The organism is Candidatus Kapaibacterium thiocyanatum (assembly GCA_001899175.1).
In the GTDB taxonomy this organism is placed as follows: Bacteria; Bacteroidota; Ignavibacteria; order Kapaibacteriales; family Kapaibacteriaceae; genus Kapaibacterium; species Kapaibacterium thiocyanatum.
The window spans coordinates 205,358-230,482 of record MKVH01000003.1 but is presented as its reverse complement, the minus strand read 5'-3'; the positions used below and the strand labels follow the sequence as shown (position 1 = coordinate 230,482).

The window sequence follows — 25,125 nt, the reverse complement described above, 5'->3', positions numbered from 1 at the left end:
ACCGCATGACGATACATCGATAGGCTATGGCAAGGGGCGTTCTTCCTGATCGGAGGGCGCCCCTTTGACGTACCAGCCCACGGTATCGTCGAGCCTGTACCGCATCGCGATCCCGATCAGCAATGCCGTCATACGTTCGAGCGTACGACTCAGGATGAGACCGCCGACATACCACGGCCGGAACCCCATACGCCGGATCAGGTCCTCGATGACGTAGGCGGCTTCCCGGTCGTCGCTGGCCACGAACGTATCGAAGACTTCGCCGTCGGACGGTGACCGCTGCAGTGCCGCGGCACTGATGGTGTTGAGCGCTTTCACGACGGACGACGAGGGCAACTGCGAAGCGAGATGCTCGGCCGCACTTTCGTCGTGCGGCGTCACCACATCGTCCATCGACGGCGTCAGAGGATTGGTCATACTGATGACGATACGACCTGCGAGACCCGCCAGCACCGATGCCGGAAGATCGCGCTCGATATCGTACGGCACGGCCAGGATGACGACGTCGGCCAGGGTGATCGCTTCTTCTGGACTCGACACGACGACGATCGATGGATCCGTCGATACGACCGGCCTTCTGTCGTGTACGACGACATGATATCCCGCTGCAGCCGTGCGCCGGGCCAGTGCGGATCCCATCGTTCCGGCGGCACCGATGATGGCGATCCGTGGTTGGGCGGACATAGTTGTTCCGTTAGTAGTTTGAACCCGTTCGACCACGACGGCATCGGAACGCGATGCCTGCAGCAACGGGAGACCCCTATGACGTTTCAGATACGTGTTTTCGTGGTAGTGCTGACGTTCGTATCCTCTCTGACGGTCCGTGCCGGACAGTCACCGACGTTCGTGGACGACATCGCACCGATCGTCCATGCGAAGTGCACGTCGTGCCATCGCGAAGGAGAGATCGCACCCTTTCCCCTCGTCACGTATCAGGACGTGGCGGCGAATGCATCGCTCGTCAAGTTCGTCACCGCATCGCGATACATGCCTCCATGGAAACCCTCGCATGGCTCGATGGACTTCCTCGGCGACAGGTCCTTGACCGACGACGAGATCGACCTGATCGCACGATGGGTCGACGCCGGCAGCCCGCAGGGCGATCCGTCGCATACTCCCCTGCCGCCGACCTTTCCTGAAGGATCCCAGCTCGGCATTCCCGACCTCGTCCTCGAAATGTCCGAGGAATGGGAGATCGAGTCCGACAACCGCGATGTCTATCGCTTCTTCGTTCTTCCCACCGAGCTGCTCGAGGACAGGAGTATCGCCGCCCTCGAATTCCGTCCGGGCAATCCGAAGGTCGTCCATCACGTTCTCTATTTCCTCGACACGTCGGGCACCGCCCGCAGACTCGATGCGGAAGATCCCGGTCCCGGTTATTCGGGATTCGGCGATCCCGGTTTTACGAGTGCCGCCAGTTATCTCGGCTGGGTACCGGGAAGCCAGCAGCGCTTCTTCCCTTCGACCATCGGTGCACGGATGCTGAAGGGATCCGATCTCGTGATCCAGGTACACTATGCCCCGTCGCTGACGAGAGAACGGGACCGCTCCCGCATCAACGTCTTCTTCCACAAGAACCGGAACGTACGCGTACTGCAGCAGTTCGTGATGTCGCCCGACAACCTGCCAAGGGACACGAACTTCGTGATATGGCCGAATACCGTACGCCGCTTCACGACGCGGCATACGGTGCCGCTCGACATCAGTCTCCTCGGCATCGCGCCCCATATGCATCTGCTCGGACGCAACTGCAGGTCCTATGCCGTCACGCCCGATGCCGACACCATCGATCTCGTCCGCATCGGTGATTGGGATTTCAACTGGCAGGGCAGCTATGCCTACAGGCATCTCGTGAAGATTCCGCAGGGTTCGGTCCTGCACTACGAAGCGGAATACGACAACACGGCCGACAACCCGCTGAATCCCAACCATCCTCCCGAGATCATGCGATGGGGTGAGTCGACGGTCGATGAGATGCTGCTCTGCTACTACTTCTGGTTGCCCTATCGTGCAGGCGACGAATCGATGTCCCTGGAAACGGCGACCTCCGTACCCGACGCATCAGCAACGACGCCGTTCGCCGCGACGTGTGCACCCAACCCCGCATCGGAAACGATGCACGTCACCTTCGTCCTGCAGTCGTCTTCCACGATCAGGATGGATATCGTCGATGCCATCGGCAGCAGCGTGCGCAGCATCACGAATGGATCCCTGTTCGCCGAAGGACTGCATCACGTTTCCGTCGATGTGAAGGGTCTGAGTGGCGGCGCGTACTTCGTGCGTATCGCCACGGCTACGTCGACGACGACGCTTCCCGTCCACGTCGTCCATTGACGCGGCGATTCGTCACGCCGTCGGCGGTACTTCGCGTGCGAGCATGCCATATCGATCGCGACGCATGACGTCTTCGTGATATCCGATGGTGGCTTCTTCCACACCGAGATGCTGGAGCAGCGACACGGAGACCTGGATGGAGGATTCGTACTCTTCCGTGACGACGATGTTGGCGCCTGCCGCCGAAATGGCCTCGGCATCGCGTGCATACCTGGTGCGGGCGATGATGTGGATGTCGGAGCGCATCGTCCTGATCGAACGGATGGAATGCGCTACCGCCGTCTGATCGCTGATGGCCACGATCACGGCACGGGCCTGCCCGATGCCCGCCATCTTGAGATCGTGCATGTCGGTCGAATCTCCGAAGCGGATCGGCTCTCCCCTCTCCCTGAACTTCTGCACTGCCTCGGCATTCATCTCGAGGACACGGTACGGAATGGCCGTTTCGCGCAGGACACGTGCGACGTTCTGGCCGTTCACACCGAAGCCGATGACGACGACGACGGGACCGTCGGCTTCTTCGGTCTCGTTCGACGTCTGCACCGGCGCTTCGTCCTTCGTCCGGAAGCGGCGCAACGGCACGATGCCCAGCGCGGGTATGGCCCGTTCGGCGAGCCTCGGCGCCACCGAGATGAGCAGTGGCGTCACGGTCATCGTCACGATGATGGCGACGAGCATCGCCTGAAAACCGTCATCGGTCACGAGACCGTTGACACGTCCGGTCTCGGCGAGGACGAAGGAGAATTCTCCCACCTGGGCGAGCACGATGCCGCTCATGACGGCCGTGCGGATGGGCAGACGCAGGATCAACAGGACGACGGTGACGACGAAACCCTTGACGCCGAGCAGGATGGTAGCTCCACCGAGAATCTGGAAGAGGTGTTCGGGATGGACGTCGAGGAGCAGTCCAACGGAAATGAAGAAGATGCTGGTGAATGCATCGCGCATCGGTTCTACGACCCGGCCGATGCGATGCCCTTCGTCCGTACCGGCGATGATCACACCGGCGATGAAGGCGCCGAGGGCCATGGACATTCCGGCGATGGACGTGATGTAGGCACTGCCGAAGCAGAGCACCAGGGCGCCGAGTACGAGCACTTCCGGTGCGGAGATACGCCCTACGGCGCCTACGAAGCGCGGCAGCAGATAGCGGAACCCGCCGATGATGCCCAGACCGAGCAGGAGCAGCGTACCGAGACGGAACAGGATGCCGACGGGGTCGCTCGCGGCACCGGGTATCAGCAGGGATACGATGATCATGAGAGGCACGATGGCCATGTCCTGGAAGATCAGGATGGCCATCGCCGTCCGTCCATGCGGCAGGGCCAGCTCACGCCGCTCCTTGAGCAGCTTCGAACAGATGGCCGTACTGCTGACGGAGAAGGCGATGCCGAGAAAGATCGACGTCTGGAAGGACACATCGACGCCGGCGACGGGAAGCAGCACCAGCGCGAGGGCACCGACGAGCACGATCGTTCCCGCGATCTGCAATGACCCGCCGAGCAGTACCACACGCCGCATGGCGCGCAGATCGGTGATGGAGAATTCCAGGCCGATGGTGAACAGCAGCAGGATGACGCCGAGTTCGGAGAGCGTCTCGATCAGCGTGTCCTGCGATACGATGCCGAACGTCGTAGGACCGAGCAGGATTCCGGTGGCGATGAAGCCGATGACGGATGGAATGCGCAGACGCTGGAAGAGGAAGATGATCAGGATGGCGAGACCACCGATGATGATGATCTCGTCGAAGAACTCGAAGTGATGCATGGCCGGGCTCCCTCCGTTGTTTCTGCTGCGCGTCTATCGCCGTCCGAATACTGCCGACCCTATCCTGATCATCGTCGAACCCTCTTCGACGGCGAGCTCGAGATCGCCCGACATGCCCATGGACAAGACGGTCGCCGATGATGGAATACGACCGTCTTCGATGGCCTTGTCCCGAATCGTGCGGAGCGACCGGAAGCATGCACGGACATCGTTCTCGTCCTCGCTCAGGGCCCCGATGGTCATGAATCCGCGAACGCGCAAGGAAGCACACGTACCGATATACTCCAGGAGATCGTCGACATGTTCCGGCGCCGCACCATGCTTGCTTTCCTCGCCGGACGTATTCACTTCCACGAGGATGTCGAGTCCCGTACCCCGCTTCTGCAGTTCCTTGTCGAGTTCCTTCGCGAGCGAAGGACGATCGACGGATTGTACGCATACGGCATGGCGGACAGCATCACGAACCTTGTTCGTCTGCAGATGGCCGATGAAGTGCCATGTGATCGGTGCATCCTGCAATGCCTCGGCCTTGGGAACGAATTCCTGCATGCGGTTCTCGCCGAAGAGCGTAGCACCGGCAGCGATGGCCTCGCGCAGACGTTCCGGCGATACCGTCTTCGTGGCGAGGAGAAGATCGACGTCGGACGCCGCACGCCCTGCATTCATGCAGGCGCGCCGGATCCGTTCCCGTACGTCGGAGATGGCTGTTGCAATGGACATGGTGCAATGTACCTCGGTGACAGGACCATCTCACCGTCGGACCAGACTCGCCAGCATGCGCCATGACGACGGTGCGACGATACCACCGGTCACGAGCAGGAGAATGTAGACCGGCACGGCGGCGATACGCGCCACCAGTCCCATGGTCGTCTGGTCGGACGTGAAGAGGACGGTCGAATAGACGGCCGCGCAGACGCCGATACAGTAGGCGATGCGCAGCCAGTTGTAATGGATGGGATAGATGCGTTGCAGAGCCCAGTACAGGACGACGACGCTTCCGACATAGGCGATCACCTTGGCCCACGCCGCGCCCATGAAGCCCATGGACGGCAGCAGGACGAGCGTGGCCACGACGTTGAGCACGGCCGCGACACCCGTCGCGAGAGGGAAGTATCCCGTGCGCTTCTCGATGTGGAGACCCGCGGCCATGTTGATGAACATCCCGTTGAAGTAGTAGGCGAACATCACGACCGGAACGATGACGAGGCCGCTCCAGTACTGCGGATTGATGAAGCGTCCGCCGACGAAAGGCAACTGCACCACATAGGGAATGAAGGATACCGTCAGAAGGAAGATGGTACCGCATACGGCCGTGAACAGGGTCAGGATTCTCGCGAACGTCGTCTTCGCATCCGGGTCTTCGCGATGCGTGAGATAGAACGGCTTCCAGGCGTATTCGAAGACCGTCACGAACAGCATCATCGGGAGGGCCAGGCGGAAGTTCGTCTGATACATCCCTACCGCCGCGTTCCCGAGCATCATGAGGAGGAGCGGACGATCGGCGACGAGGACCATGATGGACGAGAAGCTCGCCGGCACGGTCGGAAGACCGAAGCCGATCATCTCGCGGAAGACGCCGCGGTCGAACCGCACCTTCAGCGCCTTCACCACATCGGGCACGAAGAACATGAACGTCGCGACCGACGACAGCACACCCGACCACAGCACACCTTCGACGCGCAGGCCCATGATGACGACGAACAGGACGTTCAGGGCGACATTCACGACGACGCTGAACAGACGCAACATCGCGAAGCGGCGTGGACGCTGCTCCATACGCAGCCGTGCGAACGGTATCAGAACCAGGGCATCGAACAACGGCACCAGGGCGGCCACCAGAATCAGCGACGTACCATCGCCATCCAGACGCAGGAACGGAGAACCGGCCACCGGACCCGCGAAGAGCATCGTCAATCCCGTCACGATCAGGGCCAGCACTCCCACGGTACGATAGGCTACGCCGTAGACCGTCGCCGTACGGGCAGCATCGTTCCTGTCGAAGAACCTCATGAAGGCCGGCTCCATGCCGAGCGAATAGGCGATGTTGACGAAGGCGATCATGGCATAGATCGCCGACACGTCCCCGATCTCACCCTTCGTGAGATAATTCGTGTACAGCGGAGTGAGGAGGAAGGACAGGAACCTCTGCAGTATGGTGCTGACACCATAGACGAGGGTATCCGACGCGAGTGACCGAATCTTTGCTTGCATGTAACCTGTTGTGTGCCACGACTCGCAGGGCTATTTTTCGCCCTTTCCGGACAAAACTACCAACGCTTCCATGAACACGTTCACGCAGACCATCGACCGCATCGTTCGGTTCTCCCTGCCGCTCCTTGCCGCCCCTGTCCTTCTGACGGCCCAGACGGCTACGACGCCGGAGGCCCAGCAGCTTCTCCAGCATGTACAGTATCTGGCTTCGCCCGAACTCGAAGGACGCGGCCCCGGAACGGAAGGCAATACGAAGGCCGCCGCCTACATCGAGGATCAGTTCAGGAAGGCCGGTCTCAAGCCGGGCGCCGGAGCGTCGTTCCAGCAGTCGTTCACGATGCCCGTCGGTATGAAGCTCACCGGTACGAACAGTGTCATGTTCGACGTCCTCGTCGAACGTCCGGGCATACCACTGGACCAGCTCAAGCCCACGAAGATCGGCTGGAAGCTCGGCATCGACTACCAACCCTATGCCTTCAGCGAATCCGGTACCGTGACGGGTGCCGTCGTCTTCGCCGGCTACGGCATCTCCGCACCGGACAAAGGATATGACGACTACGCCGGTATCGACGTCAAGGGCAAGATCGTCCTCGTCCTGCGCGGCGTACCCAAGTGGGCCGACAAGGACGAAGCCCTCAAGGCCCATGGAGCCCTGCGCAAGAAAGCCACGATCGCACGCGACAAAGGTGCCGTCGCCGTCTGCTTCGTGAACCAGCAGGGAGACCTGAGCGACGTTCTCGAACCCTTCGGTATGGAACGATTCGGCAAGAACTCCGGCATCATCGCCGTCCAGGTGCGCCGTACGCCCTGCGCCCGCATCTTTCCCCCGAAGGAAACGAGTCTCTTCGTAGCCGAAGGCAGTATCGAGAAAACGAAGAAGCCTGCGTCGTTCGCGCTGAAGAACACGACGGCAACACTCACCGTCACCATCGAAGGTGTGGATGCCACGACGTCCAACGTCATCGGCATCGTTCCCGGTACCGATCCCGCCCTCGCGAAGGAAGTCGTCGTCGTGGGTGCCCACTTCGACCACCTCGGTCTCGGCGACGAGAACTCCCTCAGCACGGCGAAGGGTCCGGCCATCCATCCGGGTGCGGACGACAATGCATCGGGTACCGCAGGCATGATGGAGCTGGCGCGCCGCTTCGCTGCCGCCCCGGGCAAGCGCACGATCGCCTTCATCGGCTTCAGCGGTGAGGAGAAGGGCCTCGTCGGCTCGAAGCACTTCACCAACAATCCCACCATCGCACTCTCCGACGTCGTGGCGATGGTGAATCTGGATATGATCGGGCGCCTGAAGGACAACAAGCTGAACATCCAGGGTACAGGCACGGCGACGGAATGGCCGGACATCATCGAACGCGCCAAGGCCGATCTCCCCTTCGTCATCAGTACCACGGCCGACGGCTTCGGACCGAGCGATCATTCGTCCTTCACGGCGAAGAACATCCCCGTCCTCTTCTTCTTCACAGGTCTGCACACGGACTATCATCGTCCGTCCGACACCTACGACAAGATCAACTACGACGGTCAGGCCCAGGTCGTGACCATGGTCGAGCGTACGGTGCGCGATATCGCAGCACTGCCCGTGCGCCCCGTCTTCACCCAGGCGCCGGCTTCGCCTGGCAAGCAGCAGTCGGCCAGCGCCGGCTTCAAGGTCACGCTCGGAGTCATCCCCGACTATTCCGACGATCCGCAAGGTCTCCGCATCACCGGCGTGAAGCCCGGCAGCCCCGCGGAAAAGGGCGGGCTGCAGGCCGACGACATCATCACGAAGATGGGCAGCACGACGATCAAGAACATCTACGACCTGACGTCCGTGCTGGGCGAACGTAATCCCGGCGACGTCGTCGACGTCACGGTGCTCCGCAACGGAACGTCGAAGTCGATGAAGGTGACGCTGACCGGCAAGTGATGCCCGGAGCATACGCTCCCGAACCTAGTCGTTCGCCATACACCACGTCATGACCGCCAGGGCCGCGGCACAGTGGTTGAGTTCCTTCGGGTCGAGCTTGTCGATGGTGTCGCCTTCGGTGTGATGATACCAGAAATACCGCGAGCCGTCGACCTGGAGGGACATGACCGGTGTGCCGCGTTGTTCCAACGGGCCGATGTCCGCCCCGCCTTCCCCTTCCTTCACGTAGGTCACGCCGATCGGCGTCAGCAGGGATACGGCATCCTGGAGCTTCTTCATGAGCGGTGCCGGAGCCTTGGCCGTAAAGCCCTGTGGAGCGAACGTACCCTCGTCCGATTCGATGGCGAGAATATGACGCTCGTTCCTCGTGCTGTCGGCATAAGCCTTGCCACCGCGCAGACCGTTCTCCTCGTTGGTCCAGAACACGACGCGAATCGTCCGTCGGGGCTTCAGCCCCAGCTCCCTGATGGCAGACAGTGCTCGCCATGCTGCGAAGCAGCCACCGGCATCGTCCATCGCACCCTGCCCCACGTCCCATGCGTCGATATGGCCGCCCATGACGACGACTTCGTCGGCCCGTTCCGTGCCGGGAATCTCGATGACGAGATTGCGTGACGGAGCATCGGGCTCCCAGTGCGCCGACATCGACAGTTCCAGTTCGGCTTCCTCTCCCCTGTCCTGGATGCGCTGCAACTGCATCGCATCCTCCATCGTGATGGCGGCGGTGGGGATCTTCGGCACGGTAGAATCGTAGCCCATGCCACCCGTATGCGGCGTCTGGATACCGTACGGCCCGACGGATCGCACCAGGGATGCGATGGCTCCGTACCTGGCGGCTTCCACGGCGCCGGAATAGCGGTACCGGACCGTCGCTCCGTAGTCCGTGAACGGAATGTTGTAGACGACGATCTTCCCCTTCGCCCGGTCGGCGTTCTTCCTGAGATCGTCGAAGTCCTTCACGACCAGGACCTTACCCTTGAGGGGACGTCCGTTCGTCCCGATACTGCCTCCCAGTCCGAGCATCGGCAGTTGCCGGCGTGTCGGAGAGACCATCTGCACGTATTCGCTGCCGCGTTTCCAGTTCGGCACCATGACCGGCTGGCTGCGGACGTTCCAGCCCTCGCGTCGGAATGTGGATTCGATCCACGACAGGCCTTGCTCCAGGATCTCCGTACCGCTCAGACGCCGGGGAAACCGGTCGCAGAATTCGCCCACACGGTGGTACAGCGAACTGTCGGCCGTAATGGTCGCCACGAGCCGTCCGGCATCGCCACGGAACCTGTTGGCCAGCTCGCCGGCAGTGGCGGCCGACAATGAGCAGAGCGTTGTGAAACCGACGACGAGCAGACGACGATACGACATTGATACCTCCCGGAGTTCGGCCGGGAAAATACGTCAAACCGGCCGTCACACGCGAAGGTCGTATCTTTGCACTTTCCAGCACCCGGAGATCGCATGAGTCTGCAGATCCGCGCCCTTGCCCAGGGCGATACGATGCCCTTCATCAAGGCACAATGGGAGTTCTACAGGAACGACCCGTACTGGGTGCCGCCCATGATCATGGATCGGAAGAAGCTGCTGAACACGAAAGTCAATCCCTTCTACAAGCACTCCGAAATCCAGTTGTTCCTGGCCGAACGCAACGGCAAGGTCGTCGGCCGGATCGCCGCCATCACCAACGACAACCACAACAAGGAGCACGAAGACAACATCGGCTTCTTCGGTTTCTTCGAGTGCATCCAGGACCAGGGCGTAGCGACGGCCCTGTTCACCGCCGCCGAACAATGGCTGCGGGACCGGGGCAAGACGCACATGCGCGGCCCGGTCAACCCCTCCACGAATGACGAATGCGGATTGCTGGTCCACGGCTTCGACGGCCCCCCGGTCATCCTGATGAACTACAATCCCCCCTACTACCAGCAGCTCATCGAAGGCGCCGGATACGGCAAGGCCCAGGACCTGCTGGCCTACCTCCTCAAGAACGAAACCTACCTGAGCGACAAGGTCCAGCGCCTGCGGGCCCTCGTCACCGAACGCTACGGCCTCACCTTCCGCAACATCGAGCTCAAGGACAAGGAACAGTTCCGGAAGGACGTCGTCACGCTCCGGGAGCTGTACAACGCTTCGTGGGAGAAGAACTGGGGCTTCGTGAAGATGACGGACGAGGAGTTCGACTTCCTCGCCGCCGACCTCAAGCCCATCGCCAACCCGGACTTCGCCTTCATCGCCGAAGTCAACGGCAGGCCTGCAGGCTTCTGCCTCGCGATTCCCGACATCAACCAGACCATGATCCACAACCGCAAGGGCGGCCTGCTGGGCGGCGTCTATCACCTTCTCACCAAGAAGAAGAAGATCGACCTCGTCCGCATCATCGTCCTCGGAGTCCTCCCCGAGTTCCGCCGTTCGGGTATCGATGCCATCATGTATCAGGAGATCGGCGACCGTGCCGCGAAGCACGGCATCATGAAGGGTGAAGCGAGCTGGATCCTCGAGGACAACGTCATGATGAACCGGGCCCTCACCACGACCATGCACGGCGAGGCCTATCGCCGCTACAGAATTTTCGAGAAGAAACTCTAAACCTCACAAACGCTTCGAAACAATGGGCAGAGCATTCGAATTCCGCCGGGCACGCAAGGAAAAGCGCTGGGCCAACATGTCCAGGGCCTTCACACGCCTGGGACGCGAAATATCCATCGCCGTCAAGACCGGTGGCCCCGATCCAGAAACGAATCCGCGCTTGCGCGCGGCCATCCAGAACGCCAAGACGGCGAACATGCCGAAGGACAACGTCGAGAACGCCATCAAGAAGGCAGCCGGCAAGGATGCCGCCGATCTCGCCGAAGTCAATTTCGAAGGCTATGCCCCGCACGGCGTCGCCATCTGGGTGGAAACGGCTACCGACAACAATACCCGGACCGTGGCCAACATCCGCTCCTATTTCAACAAGAGCGGCGGCTCGCTGGGAACGACGGGATCGCTGGAATTCATCTTCGATCGAAAGGGCGTCTTCGTGATTCCAACCGCCGGCGTCAACATGGACGACCTGGAAATGATGCTCATCGAACATGGAGCCGAAGACATCCAACAAGCTGACGACGAGGTAACCGTCTATACCTCTTTCGCGGACTTCGCCCCCATGCAGAAAGCCCTCGAAAGCGGTAACGTGAAGGTCGACAGCTCCGAACTGAAGCGCATCCCGAATACGACGGTGACCCTTACCGACGAGCAGGCTGAAGACATCATCAAGCTGATCGACCGCATCGAAGAGGATGACGACGTTCAGAACGTGTTCCACAACATGAACGAAAGCGAATAATGTGCGGTATCGTCGGCGTCTTCAACCACCCGCAGGCCTCCGTTCTCACCTATTATGCCCTCCATGCCCTGCAGCATCGCGGACAGGAAGCATCGGGCATCGTGACCCTCTACTTCGACGAAGCGAAGCGGAAGCACCGGTTCGGCGTTCACAAGGGCGAAGGACTCGTCCTCGACGTATTCTCCGACCATCACCTTTTCAAAGAGACGCTGCCGGGCCGCTCGGCCATCGGTCACAACCGGTATTCGACAACGGGCAGCAATTCGCTGGCGAACATCCAGCCCTTCCACTTCAACTACACCAAGGGTAACTTCGCGCTGGCCCATAACGGCAACCTCACGAATACGCGCGAGCTGCGGACCAGCCTGAAGAACGAAGGCGCCATCTTCCAGACGACGACGGACAGCGAACTCTTCCTGCACCTCATCGCACGGAGCAGGCAGCAGACGCAGATCGAACAGATACGGGAGGCCGTACGCACGGCCAAGGGTGCCTACTCCCTCGTCATGCTGTCCGAGAATGCCCTCTACGCCTCGCGCGACCCGCACGGCTTCCGGCCATTGTGCATCGGACGCATCAAGCACGACGAAGGCTATGCCTATGTCGTCGCCTCGGAATCGTGCGCCCTGGACATCCTCAGCGCCGAGTACATCCGCGACGTCGAACACAACGAAATCCTCCAGCTCGACCAGCGAACGATCGAGACCGGCGAGTTCACCTCGCACTACATCGAGGAATCGATGGAACGGTCCCATCACTGTATCTTCGAATACGTCTACTTCTCCCGGCCCGACAGCAAGATCTTCGGTGAGAACGTGGACAAGGTCCGCCGGAAGATGGGCAAGATCCTCGCCACGGAAAGCCCCGTCGAAGGAACGAAGGAAGACAAGGTCGTCATCATCGCCGTCCCCGACAGCGGCAATACCGCTACGCTCGGCTACGCGCGCGTGAACGACAAGACCTATCCGTCACGCTACGAGATCGGCCTGATCCGCAGTCATTACGTCGGACGGACGTTCATCGCGCCCGGACAGGACAAACGCGAGTTCAAGGTCAAGACGAAGTTCAACGTCGTACGTGGCGTCCTCGAAGGCCGCAAGGTCGTCGTGGTGGACGACTCCATCGTCCGCGGAACGACGTCCCGTTCGCTCGTCAATCTCATCCGCGAAGCCGGCCCCCGCGAAGTCCACCTGCGCATCACCTCGCCGCCCGTCAAGTATCCGTGCGTCTACGGCATGGACTTCCCGAGCAGGAGCGAGCTCATCGCGAACAACTACGGGACGACCGACGAGATCGGTGCAGCGCTTGGCGTCGATACGCTCCGCTATCTCAGCGTCCAGGGACTGATGGACGCCGTACCGCATACACCGGGCTGCGGCTACTGCACCGCATGCTTCACGGGCGACTATCCCGTCCCCGTCGATCCCGCCGCCGCCAAACTCGTTATGGAAGACTGATCATGACCGATACGGACGAAGGCCCGCAGATACCGTCGCCGGGGAAGAAAGGCTGGAAGATCATCTTCGGTGGCATCGGCCTTCTGGCTCTCACCGCACTCATCCTGTCCCTCATCTACCGTCAGCAACCACGACCCACGGAACTGCTCGAGCGCAAGAAGCGTGCAGCGGCCACGCACGTCGTCTATACCGTCGTCTTCTCGAAGGTCGACGATGCCACGGCACGTCGTGCGCTGGACCGCATCGTCAGGGACGTCACACCCGACTCCGCGGTGACGGATCTCGTCATCGGCTCCACCGTCACGGATCCCTGGTGCGCTTCGGTGAACGAATACCAGCGCATGATCCTCAAGGCATGCCGTGAAACGGGCGACATGAGGATCAGCAAGCAGACGCAGGTCATGTCGATGATCGCTGGCCTGCTGACGAAGTCGACGAAGCCCGCAACGATCTACCTCCTCGGCTCCCTCACGGATGCCGAGCCTGCGGACTACGTCAAGCGCACGGAACAGACGGCGGCTGGGATCGCCCTGCGCAACGAAGTGATCGGTCCAGTCCGTGTGGTCTCCTTCCTCGACACGACGAAGACCATCAACGCCCGTTACCTCTCCATCCTGCGGGACAAGGGATTCGGTGTGGAGCAGGACAGTACCGTTTCGCGGTGATGAATGGGTACCGGCTGACCGCCTGGAGCCATCGTCTTCGTTGAACGTCTTCGTCCTTCTCGATTCCGACTGCTCTGCTCTTCAAGAAGGAAACTGCGGATTGGTCGTCGTTGAACGGGATATACACTCGTTCTGCGCTACCCGGATTCTGACCGGTTTCATACTGTGAAGTATATGGTATACATAGCCAGCGACAGCCCATTGGACGACGTCGGGCCTATCCCTATGCTGGCCCTCATCGTGCCTGTACAATGCCAGGCATCCATCCGGTCTTGCACGCTATCTGACGCCAATACTCGTGCTTGACGTCACTTCGCGATGATCACGATCTCGGTACGCCTGTTCAGGCCGCGACCGAACTCCGTGTTGTTGTCGCCGATCGGCCGCGAAGGACCATAGCCGACGGTCTGTATGCGCTTGGGGTCGATGCCCTTCTGCACGAGGTAGGCCTTCACCGTCTCGGCCCGGGCGAGCGACAGCGTCTTGTTGATCTTCGCCGTGCCGCGATTGTCCGTATGCCCTTCGATACGTACCTGGACGGCAGGACGACTCTTCATGAAATCCATGAGGACGTCGAGTTCCTGCACGCTGTCCGGAAGCACGGCGCTGGCCGTGGGAAAGAGAAGATTCTCGATGATGAACTTGCGGCCGATCTCCACGATGGGAATGATCTGCTTGACGAGTTCCCGCTTGCGTTCGTCGAGAATCGAGACGTTGATGGAATCGCGGATGACCTTCGAATCGCTGCGATAGGACACGGCATAGAGATTCGTGAGCTGCGTCGAGTACTGGTCGAGGATACGCGAGAACGATTCCTTGATGTTGAAGACGGCGCCGCGTGTGGCGTCGGCCATCTCCTTGTATTCCGTCAGGATGGGCGGTACGATGCAGAACAGGCGGAGCTTGTTCTCGCGCATGGATTCGATCGTCGTTTCCGTCGTCATGTAGGTACGACCGTTACCACGCTCGCCGAACTGGTGATAGGGCGCGTCCGTGATGATCACGGCCACGCGATTCGCGGCAGGATTGAACTTGATCTTGGTTGCCTCGCGGATAGCTTCCAGAGCGTTCTCCTTCTCGTCGAAGCCGCCGCTCGCATAGACCTTGCTGAGCCAGCTCAGGAATTCCTTCACGTCCGTCGTCGGCTGGTGCACCCGCTCGATGATATCGGAGAAGAGCACGAGGCCGATCCGGTATTCGATACCGCGATTCTTCAGCGATTCGACGAAGGTTTCGACGTTGTTCTTGACGCCGTTGATGTAGGCCTGCATCGTGCCCGTCACATCGATCAGGAAGATGAAGTCGACGGGAATACGCTCCCGGATGGTGATCTTCTCGACGGAAAGGACCGGTTTCGGTACGCCATTCTCGACGACCGTCAGGGTTCGGGGATCGATGGTATCGAGTACGCGCGCACTGTCGTCGAGCACTTCGACGATCAGCTTGACCTTCGGGAACTCGGTGATGTCGACGTTCTGGATGGTCATGCGCACGCCTTCCAGAGCGGAGCGTACGCGTGCATCCTCGGCAGCGCGGCGGACCTTCTCGAGCGAGTCCTGCTGCTTTTTCTGGGCGGATCCGTTCATGGACGTGATGACCATGAGCAGAAGGATCAGCCCTGCCCCTCGAACGATGTTGGCGACCATGGTGACGCATGGCCTGTCGATACGGAAAAGCCCCTTGAAGTGTACCTTCGAAGGGGCTTCGGTTGCGAGCATGAGGATATCAGAAGTTGAGTCGAAGCACCGGCGAAATCATGAAGAAGTTTCGTATTTCGAACGGACGTGTCGTACGCAGGGGCGTCGAGTAGCGTCCTTCGACATACAGCCAGTCTCCGAAGATGGGAAGATAGACACGACCGAGCAGGATCTGATTCGACACCTGAACACCTACGCCGAAGGGGAAGGCATTCTGGTTACGGTATTCGATCTTGGCATAGATCCAGTCCTTGAATTCATCCGGCTTCCAGGTACGCAGTCCGCTGACGCCGTTGATGGCCAGGTACTCACGGCCATCCTCGGTGGTATCGTGGAATACCGCCGCTTCACGAACTTCCGCATAGCTGACACCGATATCGAAGCGGAAGAAGTTCTCCGGGACCTTCGGATCGAGCCACCAGTTGTAGAACAACGTGACCTGACCCGTCGAGCGCAGGATCGCTGCCGTACCGTAGGGATCCACGTTGTATGACGGCGCCGTGATCCTTCTGTTACCGACCGGCATCGTGAAATACGTCTTGCTGTCGATGCTCGTTGCCGCGTCGATCGACTGCATCGGCAATTCGATGTTGACGCCTACACCGGCCCTGGGATGGAAGGGCATGTGGAAGTCGAGGGCACCGACGAACTTGCCGCCGTAGCCGGCATTGAGTTGTCGACCGGGTATGAACTCGAGAAGTTTCTTGCCGCCATCGATGCCGCCCGTCAGACGATAGCCGAAGCCGAGACGAGCATTGATGAGATACGGGATGGCGCGGCGCGATTCCATGTCGGTGTTCGGATAGAGCGGACGCTGCAGGGCCACGCGACCTTCACCCGACGACCAGTAGTGGTAGCCGACCTGATCCGTACCGAGCGACGACTTGATCCAGAAGCCCGACTTGCCGATCTTCAACGACTGTTCGAAGGCCGAGAGCGTGAAGGCATGCGTCACGTTCGTCGGTTCCATGTAGTTGATGATCTCCGCGATCAGGGGTGCGCTCGGCGGTGCCGACGGAGGGATCTCCTGATAGCAGTAGGGGCGCTTGGGGTCGGAAATACGATAGGCGAGCTTCTTCATGTAGGAAGAGATCTCGGATGCCACCATACGCTCGGATCCACATTCGATGAGGATCAGTTCGTAGACGGGTTCTTCGCCTTCCTTCAGGGGAGCGCTCGTGACCAGGATGTTACCGCCATCCAGGTTCTCCTTGCGATATCCCATCAGGGCGAATGTTTGGACGATCTGTACCTGGAGGTCCGGTTCGCAGATCTTCCAGCGAGGGAAGTATTGCAGGATCTCGGGATCGATCGTCTTCAATGCCGTGAGGACGGTATCATACGATGACGACTGGGCTGCGACCGGCGCACCACCCGCCACCATAGCGACCAGCAGGGCAAGCAGAGTAAACCGTAGCTTCATGTGCTTTTCTCGTTCGATTCGTTGTGCGCGTTGGGAAATCAGAAGTTGACGATGAAGCGTACTGCCGGCATGACGACGGCGGAAGCTTCCCAGGGACGCGGATCGCGAAGAACCGGTGCGAAGATGCGTGTATCGAAACGGACCGCGAACTGGCTCACGATCGGAACCTGCAGCCAGGCCGTACCGAGAACCGACTCATCGAAGTAGGACAGCGAGAAGCCCACGGGTGTGGACCAGCTCGTCGTCATGAAGTCGATGCGACCGGAGATGCCGCCGAACGTTTCGTTACCGGCCTTGCTGTACATCACGGAGTCTTGCCCGTTGACCTGCTTCGTCTGATTCGCCCACGTTTCCATGTTGTAGACCGTACCACCGAGGCGCATACGGAACATGAAGTCGTCATCGACGGCAATGGCGAACGAATACTGGAACGAGGCGTGGAAACGTACGAGGTAGTCCTCGTAGCGTCCACGATCGGAATTGAACGGCATGTAGTCCGACTGCTTCGCATCGTTGAATACGTAGGAAGCGGTGAGGTTGAAGACGCCCGATTCGGAGATGACGCGGATCGGGAAGTCGAAGGCACCGTTGATCCCCATACCGGCATGCGTCATCTTGCGCGTGTTGCCGAGGTCGGCCGAAAGACCGGCCCATCCGCTCGTCGGGAGGATGACGCCGAGGCGCGAAGCGCCCCATAGTGCGTTGAGCGAGAGACGCTCGCTCCAGAGCGACGGATAGTTGATCTCCTCGAGGCCATAACGGAGTTCGACACCGTACTTGGGCAGGGTGTTGTTCAGAGCGAAGGTCGAATCAGGCTCTGTACCATCGATCGAAGCGGCACGCTCGTAACGGCGGTAGGAGATACCGTCCGCAAGGCTGACGATGACTTCGTTGTTGTTCTGATAACCCTGGGGCAGACCTTCGGAGATACGGATGAACATCGGAGCATCGTCTTCCGTGAAGCCCTTCGTATTACCGAAGGTCTTCTTCACGAAGCGGATACCTTCTTCACCGATACCTTGAGCTTCGGGCGTCACGTTCTCGAAGTTGCCCTGGATGATCTGGTTCTCCAGGTATTCGTACAGCGTGGAGGCCGACGTTTCGAGGACGTCCTTGCCCTTCTTGGCAACACCGCCGATGAGGATCGTCTCGTCGAGATCCTTGTTGAGGTCGTTGGCAAGGTAGATGTCGCTGGGGGGATCGAGATCCTGACGGAGGCCGTAGTAGCTTTCCGTCGTCTTCTGCACGAGCAGACCGATGACCTTGAAGGGCTCACCGGGAACACGGCGCGTCGTAACGACGAAGGCCTTCTTGAACTGGGCACGTTCCCATGCGACTTTCTGGGAATAGTAGCGTTCGTAGGCCTTGCAACCGGGCGAGCGCAACCAGATCTGGTATTCCTTTTCTTCCACGCCTTCGCCACCGGAGAGGACGTATGTTTCGATGTCGTCCTTGTACCGGCACTGCTTTGCATCGTCCGGCATGACCGGTTCAGCAGGCCCAAGGAGCATATTCAGTTTCGTAACTGAATTGTCGTCTTCGTTCACCTTGAATACCGACACCATACCATAGCGCCAGTTCTTGAACTTCCCTAGAAGCGCCCTTACCTGGGAGTTCTGCTGGGCCGGTGCCACGCCAACGGCGAGGACGGCAAGGAGTACCGTGCATACCGTGGTTCGTACTTGCGTCATACGTTGCCCTGATCCTACGTGTGATGTGTTTGTTCGTCCCTGAAGAATAACGTCGCAGTGCCTCTTGCCGTCAAGAGGCACTGCGTTTCACGTTTCTTAATTCGATACGGAGAGAGGAACCGGCTTTTGTCGCGGCTTCGATGTTGCACCCTGTGCACGTGCCGTCGCCGAAATCGACAACTGGATGTTCCCCTTGACCTGCCCCTTCGTCAGCGGAATCTTGCCGCCAGACAACTTCAACGTCACTTCATATTCCTGGCCACTGATCTTGCGCGGCTTGCCTACCACCGACACCTTGTAGGTCTGGTTGGTGCGCATGTCGCGCACCGTGGAGCTGGTCACCTGGGCATCGACATCTCCCACATCGGCCTTCTCGTCGGCACTGATGGCGGGCGGACGTACGACGATACCACGGACCTTGAATTCCGGATCGTTCTGGTTGACGATAGGATCGACCTTGAGATCCTGCGTGAGGATCATCGGACGCTTGAGGCCGACATCACCCTTGCCCTGGAAGAGTTCCACGACTTCGCCACTCTGCGGATCCTTCCAGAGAACGGTCAGGTTGACGGCATCGGCACCCGGCGGAACGAGGACGTTGTCGCTCGCACCCACCGCCAGCTTGCGCAGCGGCTGGATCTGTGCACCGGTACCCATGTTGAAGTTCATCACGAACTCGTCGGGCTTGATGGTGTTGCCCGAAGCGGGCGTCGCCACGAATTCGATGGGATCGCCCCATGACGCTTCGAGAGCCGAGCGTACTTCCTCTTCGTTCGTCAGCTTCGACGAATAGACGAAGACAGAACATTGGACGACTTCGGATTGCTTGGGCCCGTTCTTCTGTGCAAGCTCGAAGATGTATGGCTCGTCACGCGGCGCCAAGGCTCCGGCGACCGGAATCGAGAGCTCCTTGTTGACCCACTTGCCGCCTGCACCACCGACGCTGGCGGTACCGCTGCCACCACCGACGGTTGCCGTACCCGGATTCTTGAGGATGACGGTCTGACCGTTCGCCGGGGTGACCTGCATGGGCAGCGTGATCTTGCTGAGCTTGTCGAAGACGCGCACGACCGTCTTGAGGTCGGCGATCTTCGGATCCGTGATCTGGGGCTGCGGCTTCAGAACACGGATGTTGTATTCGATATAGCCTCGGTTCTGGTCGAAGTTATCCGACATACCGGGCGTCACGAGCTTGACGATGTAGCCATAGAGATCGACCTTCGAACGCGTTTCCACGTCCGGAGCGTCTTCCTTGAGCTTCTGCAGCGTTTCGTCGAACTGGCGCAGATCGGTACGTGCCACTTCCGCCGTCGGCAGGACGGCCATGTTCTTCTGCAACTCGTCGCGGACCTTGAGCAGGTCCTTGACCTTGAGCTGTACGGTACCGATGTTCACCTTCTGTTCGGGATCGATGTCGAGGGTCGATCCTTCCGGATTGTAGACACCGAGAACCTTGTTGGTACGCGAGCTGAAGCGCAGCTTGTACCAGCCTTCTTCCTTGGGTTCGAAGTTCACGACGAAGACGCGCTTCTTCGATGCCTTGGGACCGAGGGAGTCCGTCTGGCCACGCGAATAGTAGAATTCGGCGTCGTTCACGTGGGACGGCTTGAAGCCCGTGGGCTGCGGCGTCTCGTACGTGGCATTGGTCATGAGGGCGCGGATGTTCGTACCCATCGCCACCGGATCGGCCTTGTACTGATTGAATATCTCTTCGAGCTGACGTTCCATCTCGCCGAGCTTGAGCTTGAGCTCCGTGTTCGCCCGCTTTTCGAACGACGAGGAGTCGGGCACGGTTTCGTCACCGGCCGAACGGCTGTAGAGAATGTCGTACTGGAGGTCGGAAACGTTGGAAAGACGGACGAAACGCTTCAGCCGCTCGAGATAGTCGGCAGGCTCTTCGCTTTCGTTCATCTTCAGCGAGGCGGTGACGTCGGTGATACCGACTTCGATCATGTAGCGGCGTTCCGGTTTGATGTCCGCGCCGATCGCCTCCTTGACATTGATGCCTGGAGGAGGAATCGTGATCTGATCCTGGGGACGTGTGTTGATGCCCTCGGTACCTGCGCCAACCTGTAGTTGAGAGAGGATACTCTCAACGATCTTCATGGATTCTTTCTGCTTCGCAATGAGATGTTCTTCGGCCTCATCGCGCTCCACGATGATGATGAGGAGCTCGAGGATGACGGCGAGATACAATACGAAGTAGACTTTCCCTGCTCCGCCCTTGGACATGTGTCCCTCCTGAATTCACCAGAATGTGCCCCTTGAACGGGCTTTTTCAGGACACGAAAGGGAATCTCGAGTTCACAAGATTCCCTTTCGGTCGGGTCATCGTTCTGACCGTTCTTACTTCTCGCTCGAGACGTTCGTCGTGGTGGCGGCTTCCGTCGAGGGAGCGGCCGACTTGACGGACGTCATCTTGCCGTTCTTCGTAGCGCAGCACGAAGCGTTGGCCTTGGCGTTCTTGGTCTTGGTAGCGCAGGCCGTCTTTTCGGCTTCCGTGCACTCCTTCTTTTCGGCAGCGGAGCATTCGGCGGATGCCTTCTTCGTCATCGAGGCGTTCTTGACGGTGCAGCAGGAAGCGCCCTTCTTGGATGCCTTCTCGGCCTTCTCGTCGCACTTCGCACTTGCGGTGACTACGGCAAAGCTCATGCCGAACATCATGGCGGCAACGGCGAACAACTTGTTGATCTTCATGGTATCTCCCATAGGAAATGTGTGATGGGATGAGAATGCCCGGTCATCTCCATAAGCGGGCTCAATTTATCGGAAACAGGTTTCTTCTGCAAGAAAAAATGTACCCCGGATCGCACCGATCGGGCAGCTGGCCGACTGGACCACTGCCACGAATGTTTCAGACACTTTTTCGCGCATCATTATTGTATGAAACGAAGCGGCCCCGTCTACCAGGACGGGGCCGCACCGCATATTACACATATGAGCCGAGCGGAAGTACCCTTACGAGCAGCCGCTGGTGGTACCGCAGTTCTCGCAGACCGTGCAACTGCCGTTGCGCTTCACCTGCATGGAGTTGCAGACGCTGCACGATTCGCCCGTATATCCCTTTTCGATGGCGATATCGCGCTCCGTCGTCTGACGCCTGGCCGGCTGGGCGGCCGATGCCGTGGAGGCTGCAGGCAGACCACCGACGACGTCGGCGGTGTTACCGTGGCCATGGTTTCCATGCTTGGGTTCTTCGTCGACGGCCTTGACGTGAACGAAGTCCGTACGGTTCAGATAGTCGTATCCGAGGGAGCGGAAGACGTAGTCCAGGATCGACGTGGCATTCTTGATGGCATCATGGCCTTCGACGAAGCCGGCGGGTTCGAATCGCGTGAACGTGAACGTATCCACCAGTTCCTCGAGGGGGATGCCGTACTGAAGGGCCTTCGATGCGAGCACTGCGAAGCAGTTCATGAGTCCCTTGAACGAAGCGCCTTCCTTGTACATGTCGATGAAGATCTCGCCGAGCGTTCCGTCTTCGAACTCACCCGTACGCAGATAGATCTTGTGACCGCCCACGGACGCTTCGCGGAGGAAGCCATGACGGCGCTTGGGAAGATGACGGCGTTCGGCGCGATGGTAGACGCGCTCGACGATCTGCGTATGGACTTCCTTCGGTCCCTTGGTCTCGTCCAGCGTGTCCTCGTCGCCGAGCATGACGATTTCGTCGTACTGCACGTTGCTGGTGTTGAGGGGCTGCGACAGCTTGGAACCGTCGCGATACAGGGCGATGGCCTTGAGCATCATCTTCCACGATTCCGTATGGACGTGGCCGACCTGCTCGACGGTGGCTTCGGACGGCATGTTGATCGTCTTGGAGATGGCACCGCTGATGAAGGGCTGGGCCGCAGCCATCATGTTGACGTGAGCCATGTATCCGATGTAGCGTTGTCCGCGCTTGCCGCACTTGTTGGCGCAGTCGAAGACGGGTAGGTGTTCGTCCTTGATGTGGGGAGCACCTTCGATCATCATCGTACCGCAGATGTAGTCGTTGGCGGCGGCGATGTCCTGTTCCGAATAGCCCAAGGCGCGGAGGAGGTCGAAGGACGGCTCCTCGGGATCCCAACCGTTGAGGTTGAGCTTGGCCAGGGCGGCATCACCGATCGTATAGCGGTTGAAGACGAAGGCGATGTCGAAGGCGGCATCGAGGTTCTTCTCGATGGTCTCGATGGTCTCGTCCGTGAACCCGCGCTCCTTGAGGGACTGACGGTTGATGACGGGGCAACCGACGAGCGTTCCGTGACCCTTGCAGTACTTCTCGATGTCGTCGATCTGCTTGTCCGTATAGCCAAGGGTTTTGAGCGCCTTGTGCACGGACTGATTGACGATCTTGAAGTATCCCCCGCCGGCCAGCTTCTTGAACTTCACGATGGCGAAGTCCGGCTCGATCCCCGTCGTATCGCAGTCCATGACAAGACCGATCGTACCCGTGGGTGCGATGACGGTGGACTGCGCATTGCGATACCCATACTGCTCACCGAGCGCCAGAGCACGGTCCCATGACTCCCGTGCTGCACCAAGCAGTTCGGCAGGAGCGAGATCCTCCCGAATGCCCTTCGGCGTGATGGTCAGCCCCTCGTACTGTCCTTCCTCCACATCGTATGCTGCACGCCTGTGGTTACGGATCACGCGAAGCATGTGTTCGCGGTTACGTTCATACTTGGGGAACGGCTCCACGTCGCGGGCCATTTCGGCCGACGTGGCATAGGACTCACCCGTCAGCAGGGACGTGATGGCGCCGGCGACGGCGAGTGCCTTCGGGGAATCATAGGGAATACCCGCCACCATGAGGATGGTGCCGAGGTTGGCATAGCCGAGGCCGAGCGTCCGGAACTCGAAGCTCTTGCGGGCCACTTCCTTGGACGGGAACTGGGCCATCAGCACGGACACTTCGAGAACGATGGTCCACAGCCTCGTGGCGTGACGGAAGTCGTCCACGCGAAACAGGCCGGTCTCCTCGTCCACGAAATGGGCGAGGTTCAACGAAGCGAGGTTGCAGGCCGTGTCATCGAGGAACATGTATTCCGAGCACGGATTGGATCCGTTGATACGACCGTCTTCCGGACACGTATGCCATTCGTTGATGGTCGTGTCGAACTGCAGACCGGGATCGGCACTCTTCCAGGCGCTCATGTTGATCTTGTTCCACAGGTCGCGTGCACGTACGGTGCGGCGCTTCGTGCTGTCGGTACGCCATACGAGATCCCACGTGCCGTCGTTCATGACGGCTTCCATGAATTCGTTGGTCACGCGGACGGAGTTGTTGGAGTTCTGTCCGCTCACCGTGACGTAGGCTTCCGACTCGTAATGGGTGTCGAAGCTCTGGAAGTTCAGGTTCGTGAAGCCCTGCTCCACCAGCGACAGCGTACGCATGATGTAGCTGACGGGCACACCGCGATGCGTGGCTCGGCGGATGAGCAGGTCGAGGTTGGCATTCGTTTCGGGATCGGCGCCATTGGCCGATGCCTCGTTCATGATGGCTTCCAGGAAGGTCGAGCAGATCTTGGAACCCGACACCAGGGCCGCCACCTTCTCCTCTTCACGGGCCTTCCACTCGATGAACTTCTCGATATCCGGATGGTCGATGTTCAGGATGACCATCTTCGCTGCACGACGCGTCGTACCACCGCTCTTGATGGCACCGGCTGCACGGTCGAAGATCTTGAGGAAGGACATGAGGCCGGACGATACGCCACCACCCGAGAGGGACTCGCGCTCGCCACGGAGATTGGAGAAGTTCGAACCCGTACCCGAACCGAACTTGAAGATGCGCGCTTCGCGCGTCACCAGATCGAAGATGCCGCCATCGTTCACCAGATCGTCTTCCACGGACTGGATGAAGCAGGCATGAGGCTGAGGATGCGTATAAGAATCCGTCGACTTCGTGAGCTTCTTCGTATCGGGATCGACGTAGTAGTGGCCCTGCGGACGCCCGGTGATGCCGTAGGCGAAGTTGAGACCCGTATTGAACCATTGCGGCGAGTTCGGCGCCGCCATCTGACGCAACAGCATGTAGGCGATCTCGTCGTAGAAGACCTGGGCATCTTCCGCCGTATCGAAATAGCCGTACTTCTCGCCCCACCAGCGCCAGCAACCGGCCATACGGTGTACGACCTGGCGGATGGACGTCTCGGGACCGAGAACGGGGCTGCCCTTCTCGTCGACGACCGGATTACCGGCGATATCCACCTGCGGAACACCGGCCTTGCGGAAATACTTCTGCGCCAGGATGTCCGTGGCAACCTGCGACCATTGCGCCGGAACCTCGATGTCCTCCATCTTGAAGACTTCGGATCCGTCGGGATTGCGCAGGATGGACGAACGGCGCGTGTACTGGACCAGATCGTACGGGCTGGCAGTCGACGACGTAAAGCGTCGCGTGATCTTCATTCAATCCTCCGTGTGAGCTTTGTTTGTTCTGCGGCGTTGGGTTCTCCCCCCCAGCTTCACGCAATGATGGCGACAGACACAGCGTCCTGGCGACGACTCCGCCATGAGGCGAAAGGCCACCAACTGATAACAGGGAACAATGTGTTGATACCGACGAAGGCGAGCGTCGTGACCGGACTGTGAGGCAGCAAGACTCAGAGGACCAATGTATCGTACCGTCTTTGTTCCCGACGTGCAGTACCGGGGATACTGC

Annotated in this window: 17 protein-coding genes; 6 read left to right on the top strand and 11 right to left on the bottom strand. The window is 59.8% G+C overall.

Annotated elements, in window-relative coordinates; translation table 11 throughout:
- Positions 1-24: 24 nt before the first annotated feature.
- Positions 25-684 (bottom strand): hypothetical protein, encoded by a 660-nt coding sequence (locus BGO89_04610; GenBank protein OJX60850.1) that lies wholly within the window; start codon positions 682-684, stop codon positions 25-27.
- 18 nt (positions 685-702) lie between these two features.
- Here BGO89_04610 and BGO89_04605 point away from each other — a divergent pair, with 18 nt between their 5' ends.
- Positions 703-2,334 (top strand): hypothetical protein, encoded by a 1,632-nt coding sequence (locus BGO89_04605; GenBank protein OJX60849.1) that lies wholly within the window; start codon positions 703-705, stop codon positions 2,332-2,334.
- Between the two features lie 12 nt (positions 2,335-2,346).
- On the opposite strand, the gene BGO89_04600 is transcribed toward BGO89_04605, so the two are convergent.
- From BGO89_04600 to BGO89_04590, 3 genes are read right to left on the bottom strand one after another with little or no spacing between them, the layout of a single operon-like run.
- Positions 2,347-4,101: a hypothetical protein gene (locus tag BGO89_04600; protein OJX60848.1), complete on the bottom strand. Its 1,755-nt coding sequence runs from the start codon at positions 4,099-4,101 to the stop codon at positions 2,347-2,349.
- A gap of 33 nt (positions 4,102-4,134) precedes the next feature.
- A complete protein-coding gene (locus BGO89_04595; GenBank protein ID OJX60847.1) occupies positions 4,135-4,821 on the bottom strand; it encodes a YggS family pyridoxal phosphate enzyme in 687 nt (228 codons plus the stop codon).
- A 30-nt stretch (positions 4,822-4,851) separates the two neighbouring features.
- Complete coding sequence (locus BGO89_04590) at positions 4,852-6,312, bottom strand: hypothetical protein (GenBank protein ID OJX60846.1); 1,461 nt, start codon at positions 6,310-6,312, stop codon at positions 4,852-4,854.
- 91 nt (positions 6,313-6,403) lie between these two features.
- On the opposite strand from BGO89_04590, the gene BGO89_04585 reads away from it, so the two are divergent.
- Positions 6,404-8,227, top strand: coding sequence for a hypothetical protein (locus BGO89_04585; GenBank protein OJX60975.1), 1,824 nt, complete (start codon positions 6,404-6,406; stop codon positions 8,225-8,227).
- Between the two features lie 24 nt (positions 8,228-8,251).
- On the opposite strand, the gene BGO89_04580 is transcribed toward BGO89_04585, so the two are convergent.
- Positions 8,252-9,589 carry a hypothetical protein gene (locus tag BGO89_04580; GenBank protein OJX60845.1) on the bottom strand — a complete coding sequence of 446 codons (1,338 nt, stop codon included), beginning with the start codon at positions 9,587-9,589 and terminating at the stop codon, positions 8,252-8,254.
- 93 nt (positions 9,590-9,682) lie between these two features.
- Between BGO89_04580 and BGO89_04575 the strand changes: the two genes are divergently transcribed.
- The 4 genes from BGO89_04575 to BGO89_04560 are packed head-to-tail and all read left to right on the top strand — an operon-like array spanning position 9,683 to position 13,668.
- Entirely contained in the window at positions 9,683-10,807 is a 1,125-nt protein-coding gene (locus tag BGO89_04575) for a hypothetical protein (protein ID OJX60844.1), read from the top strand.
- A gap of 22 nt (positions 10,808-10,829) precedes the next feature.
- Entirely contained in the window at positions 10,830-11,546 is a 717-nt protein-coding gene (locus BGO89_04570) for a transcriptional regulator (protein OJX60843.1), read from the top strand.
- Positions 11,546-13,003: an amidophosphoribosyltransferase gene (locus tag BGO89_04565; GenBank protein OJX60842.1), complete on the top strand. Its 1,458-nt coding sequence runs from the start codon at positions 11,546-11,548 to the stop codon at positions 13,001-13,003. Before BGO89_04570 ends, BGO89_04565 begins: the two co-directional genes overlap by 1 nt.
- A 2-nt stretch (positions 13,004-13,005) precedes the next feature.
- Entirely contained in the window at positions 13,006-13,668 is a 663-nt protein-coding gene (locus BGO89_04560) for a hypothetical protein (GenBank protein OJX60841.1), read from the top strand.
- Between the two features lie 308 nt (positions 13,669-13,976).
- On the opposite strand, the gene BGO89_04555 is transcribed toward BGO89_04560, so the two are convergent.
- The 6 genes from BGO89_04555 to BGO89_04530 all read right to left on the bottom strand — a co-directional run bounded on the left by BGO89_04555 (position 13,977) and on the right by BGO89_04530 (position 24,872).
- Positions 13,977-15,386, bottom strand: coding sequence for a hypothetical protein (locus BGO89_04555; protein OJX60840.1), 1,410 nt, complete (start codon positions 15,384-15,386; stop codon positions 13,977-13,979).
- Between the two features lie 7 nt (positions 15,387-15,393).
- Complete coding sequence (locus BGO89_04550) at positions 15,394-16,749, bottom strand: hypothetical protein (GenBank protein OJX60839.1); 1,356 nt, start codon at positions 16,747-16,749, stop codon at positions 15,394-15,396.
- 77 nt (positions 16,750-16,826) lie between these two features.
- Positions 16,827-18,479: a hypothetical protein gene (locus BGO89_04545; protein ID OJX60838.1), complete on the bottom strand. Its 1,653-nt coding sequence runs from the start codon at positions 18,477-18,479 to the stop codon at positions 16,827-16,829.
- 96 nt (positions 18,480-18,575) lie between these two features.
- Positions 18,576-20,711, bottom strand: coding sequence for a hypothetical protein (locus BGO89_04540; protein OJX60837.1), 2,136 nt, complete (start codon positions 20,709-20,711; stop codon positions 18,576-18,578).
- A gap of 114 nt (positions 20,712-20,825) precedes the next feature.
- Entirely contained in the window at positions 20,826-21,188 is a 363-nt protein-coding gene (locus BGO89_04535; GenBank protein OJX60836.1) for a hypothetical protein, read from the bottom strand.
- Between the two features lie 249 nt (positions 21,189-21,437).
- Positions 21,438-24,872, bottom strand: coding sequence for a ribonucleoside-diphosphate reductase, adenosylcobalamin-dependent (locus BGO89_04530; protein ID OJX60835.1), 3,435 nt, complete (start codon positions 24,870-24,872; stop codon positions 21,438-21,440).
- Between the last annotated feature and the right edge of the window lie 253 nt (positions 24,873-25,125).

Coding starts and splice junctions, on each gene's coding strand:
- BGO89_04570 (OJX60843.1), top strand. CDS start 10,830: ATGGGCAGAGCATTCGAATTCCGCCGGGCACGCAAGGAAAAGCGCTGG.
- BGO89_04595 (OJX60847.1), bottom strand. CDS start 4,821: ATGTCCATTGCAACAGCCATCTCCGACGTACGGGAACGGATCCGGCGC.
- BGO89_04565 (OJX60842.1), top strand. CDS start 11,546: ATGTGCGGTATCGTCGGCGTCTTCAACCACCCGCAGGCCTCCGTTCTC.
- BGO89_04540 (OJX60837.1), bottom strand. CDS start 20,711: ATGTCCAAGGGCGGAGCAGGGAAAGTCTACTTCGTATTGTATCTCGCC.
- BGO89_04575 (OJX60844.1), top strand. CDS start 9,683: ATGAGTCTGCAGATCCGCGCCCTTGCCCAGGGCGATACGATGCCCTTC.
- BGO89_04535 (OJX60836.1), bottom strand. CDS start 21,188: ATGGGAGATACCATGAAGATCAACAAGTTGTTCGCCGTTGCCGCCATG.
- BGO89_04580 (OJX60845.1), bottom strand. CDS start 9,589: ATGTCGTATCGTCGTCTGCTCGTCGTCGGTTTCACAACGCTCTGCTCA.
- BGO89_04530 (OJX60835.1), bottom strand. CDS start 24,872: ATGAAGATCACGCGACGCTTTACGTCGTCGACTGCCAGCCCGTACGAT.
- BGO89_04560 (OJX60841.1), top strand. CDS start 13,006: ATGACCGATACGGACGAAGGCCCGCAGATACCGTCGCCGGGGAAGAAA.
- BGO89_04600 (OJX60848.1), bottom strand. CDS start 4,101: ATGCATCACTTCGAGTTCTTCGACGAGATCATCATCATCGGTGGTCTC.
- BGO89_04545 (OJX60838.1), bottom strand. CDS start 18,479: ATGACGCAAGTACGAACCACGGTATGCACGGTACTCCTTGCCGTCCTC.
- BGO89_04555 (OJX60840.1), bottom strand. CDS start 15,386: ATGCTCGCAACCGAAGCCCCTTCGAAGGTACACTTCAAGGGGCTTTTC.
- BGO89_04590 (OJX60846.1), bottom strand. CDS start 6,312: ATGCAAGCAAAGATTCGGTCACTCGCGTCGGATACCCTCGTCTATGGT.
- BGO89_04550 (OJX60839.1), bottom strand. CDS start 16,749: ATGGTGGCGGGTGGTGCGCCGGTCGCAGCCCAGTCGTCATCGTATGAT.
- BGO89_04610 (OJX60850.1), bottom strand. CDS start 684: ATGTCCGCCCAACCACGGATCGCCATCATCGGTGCCGCCGGAACGATG.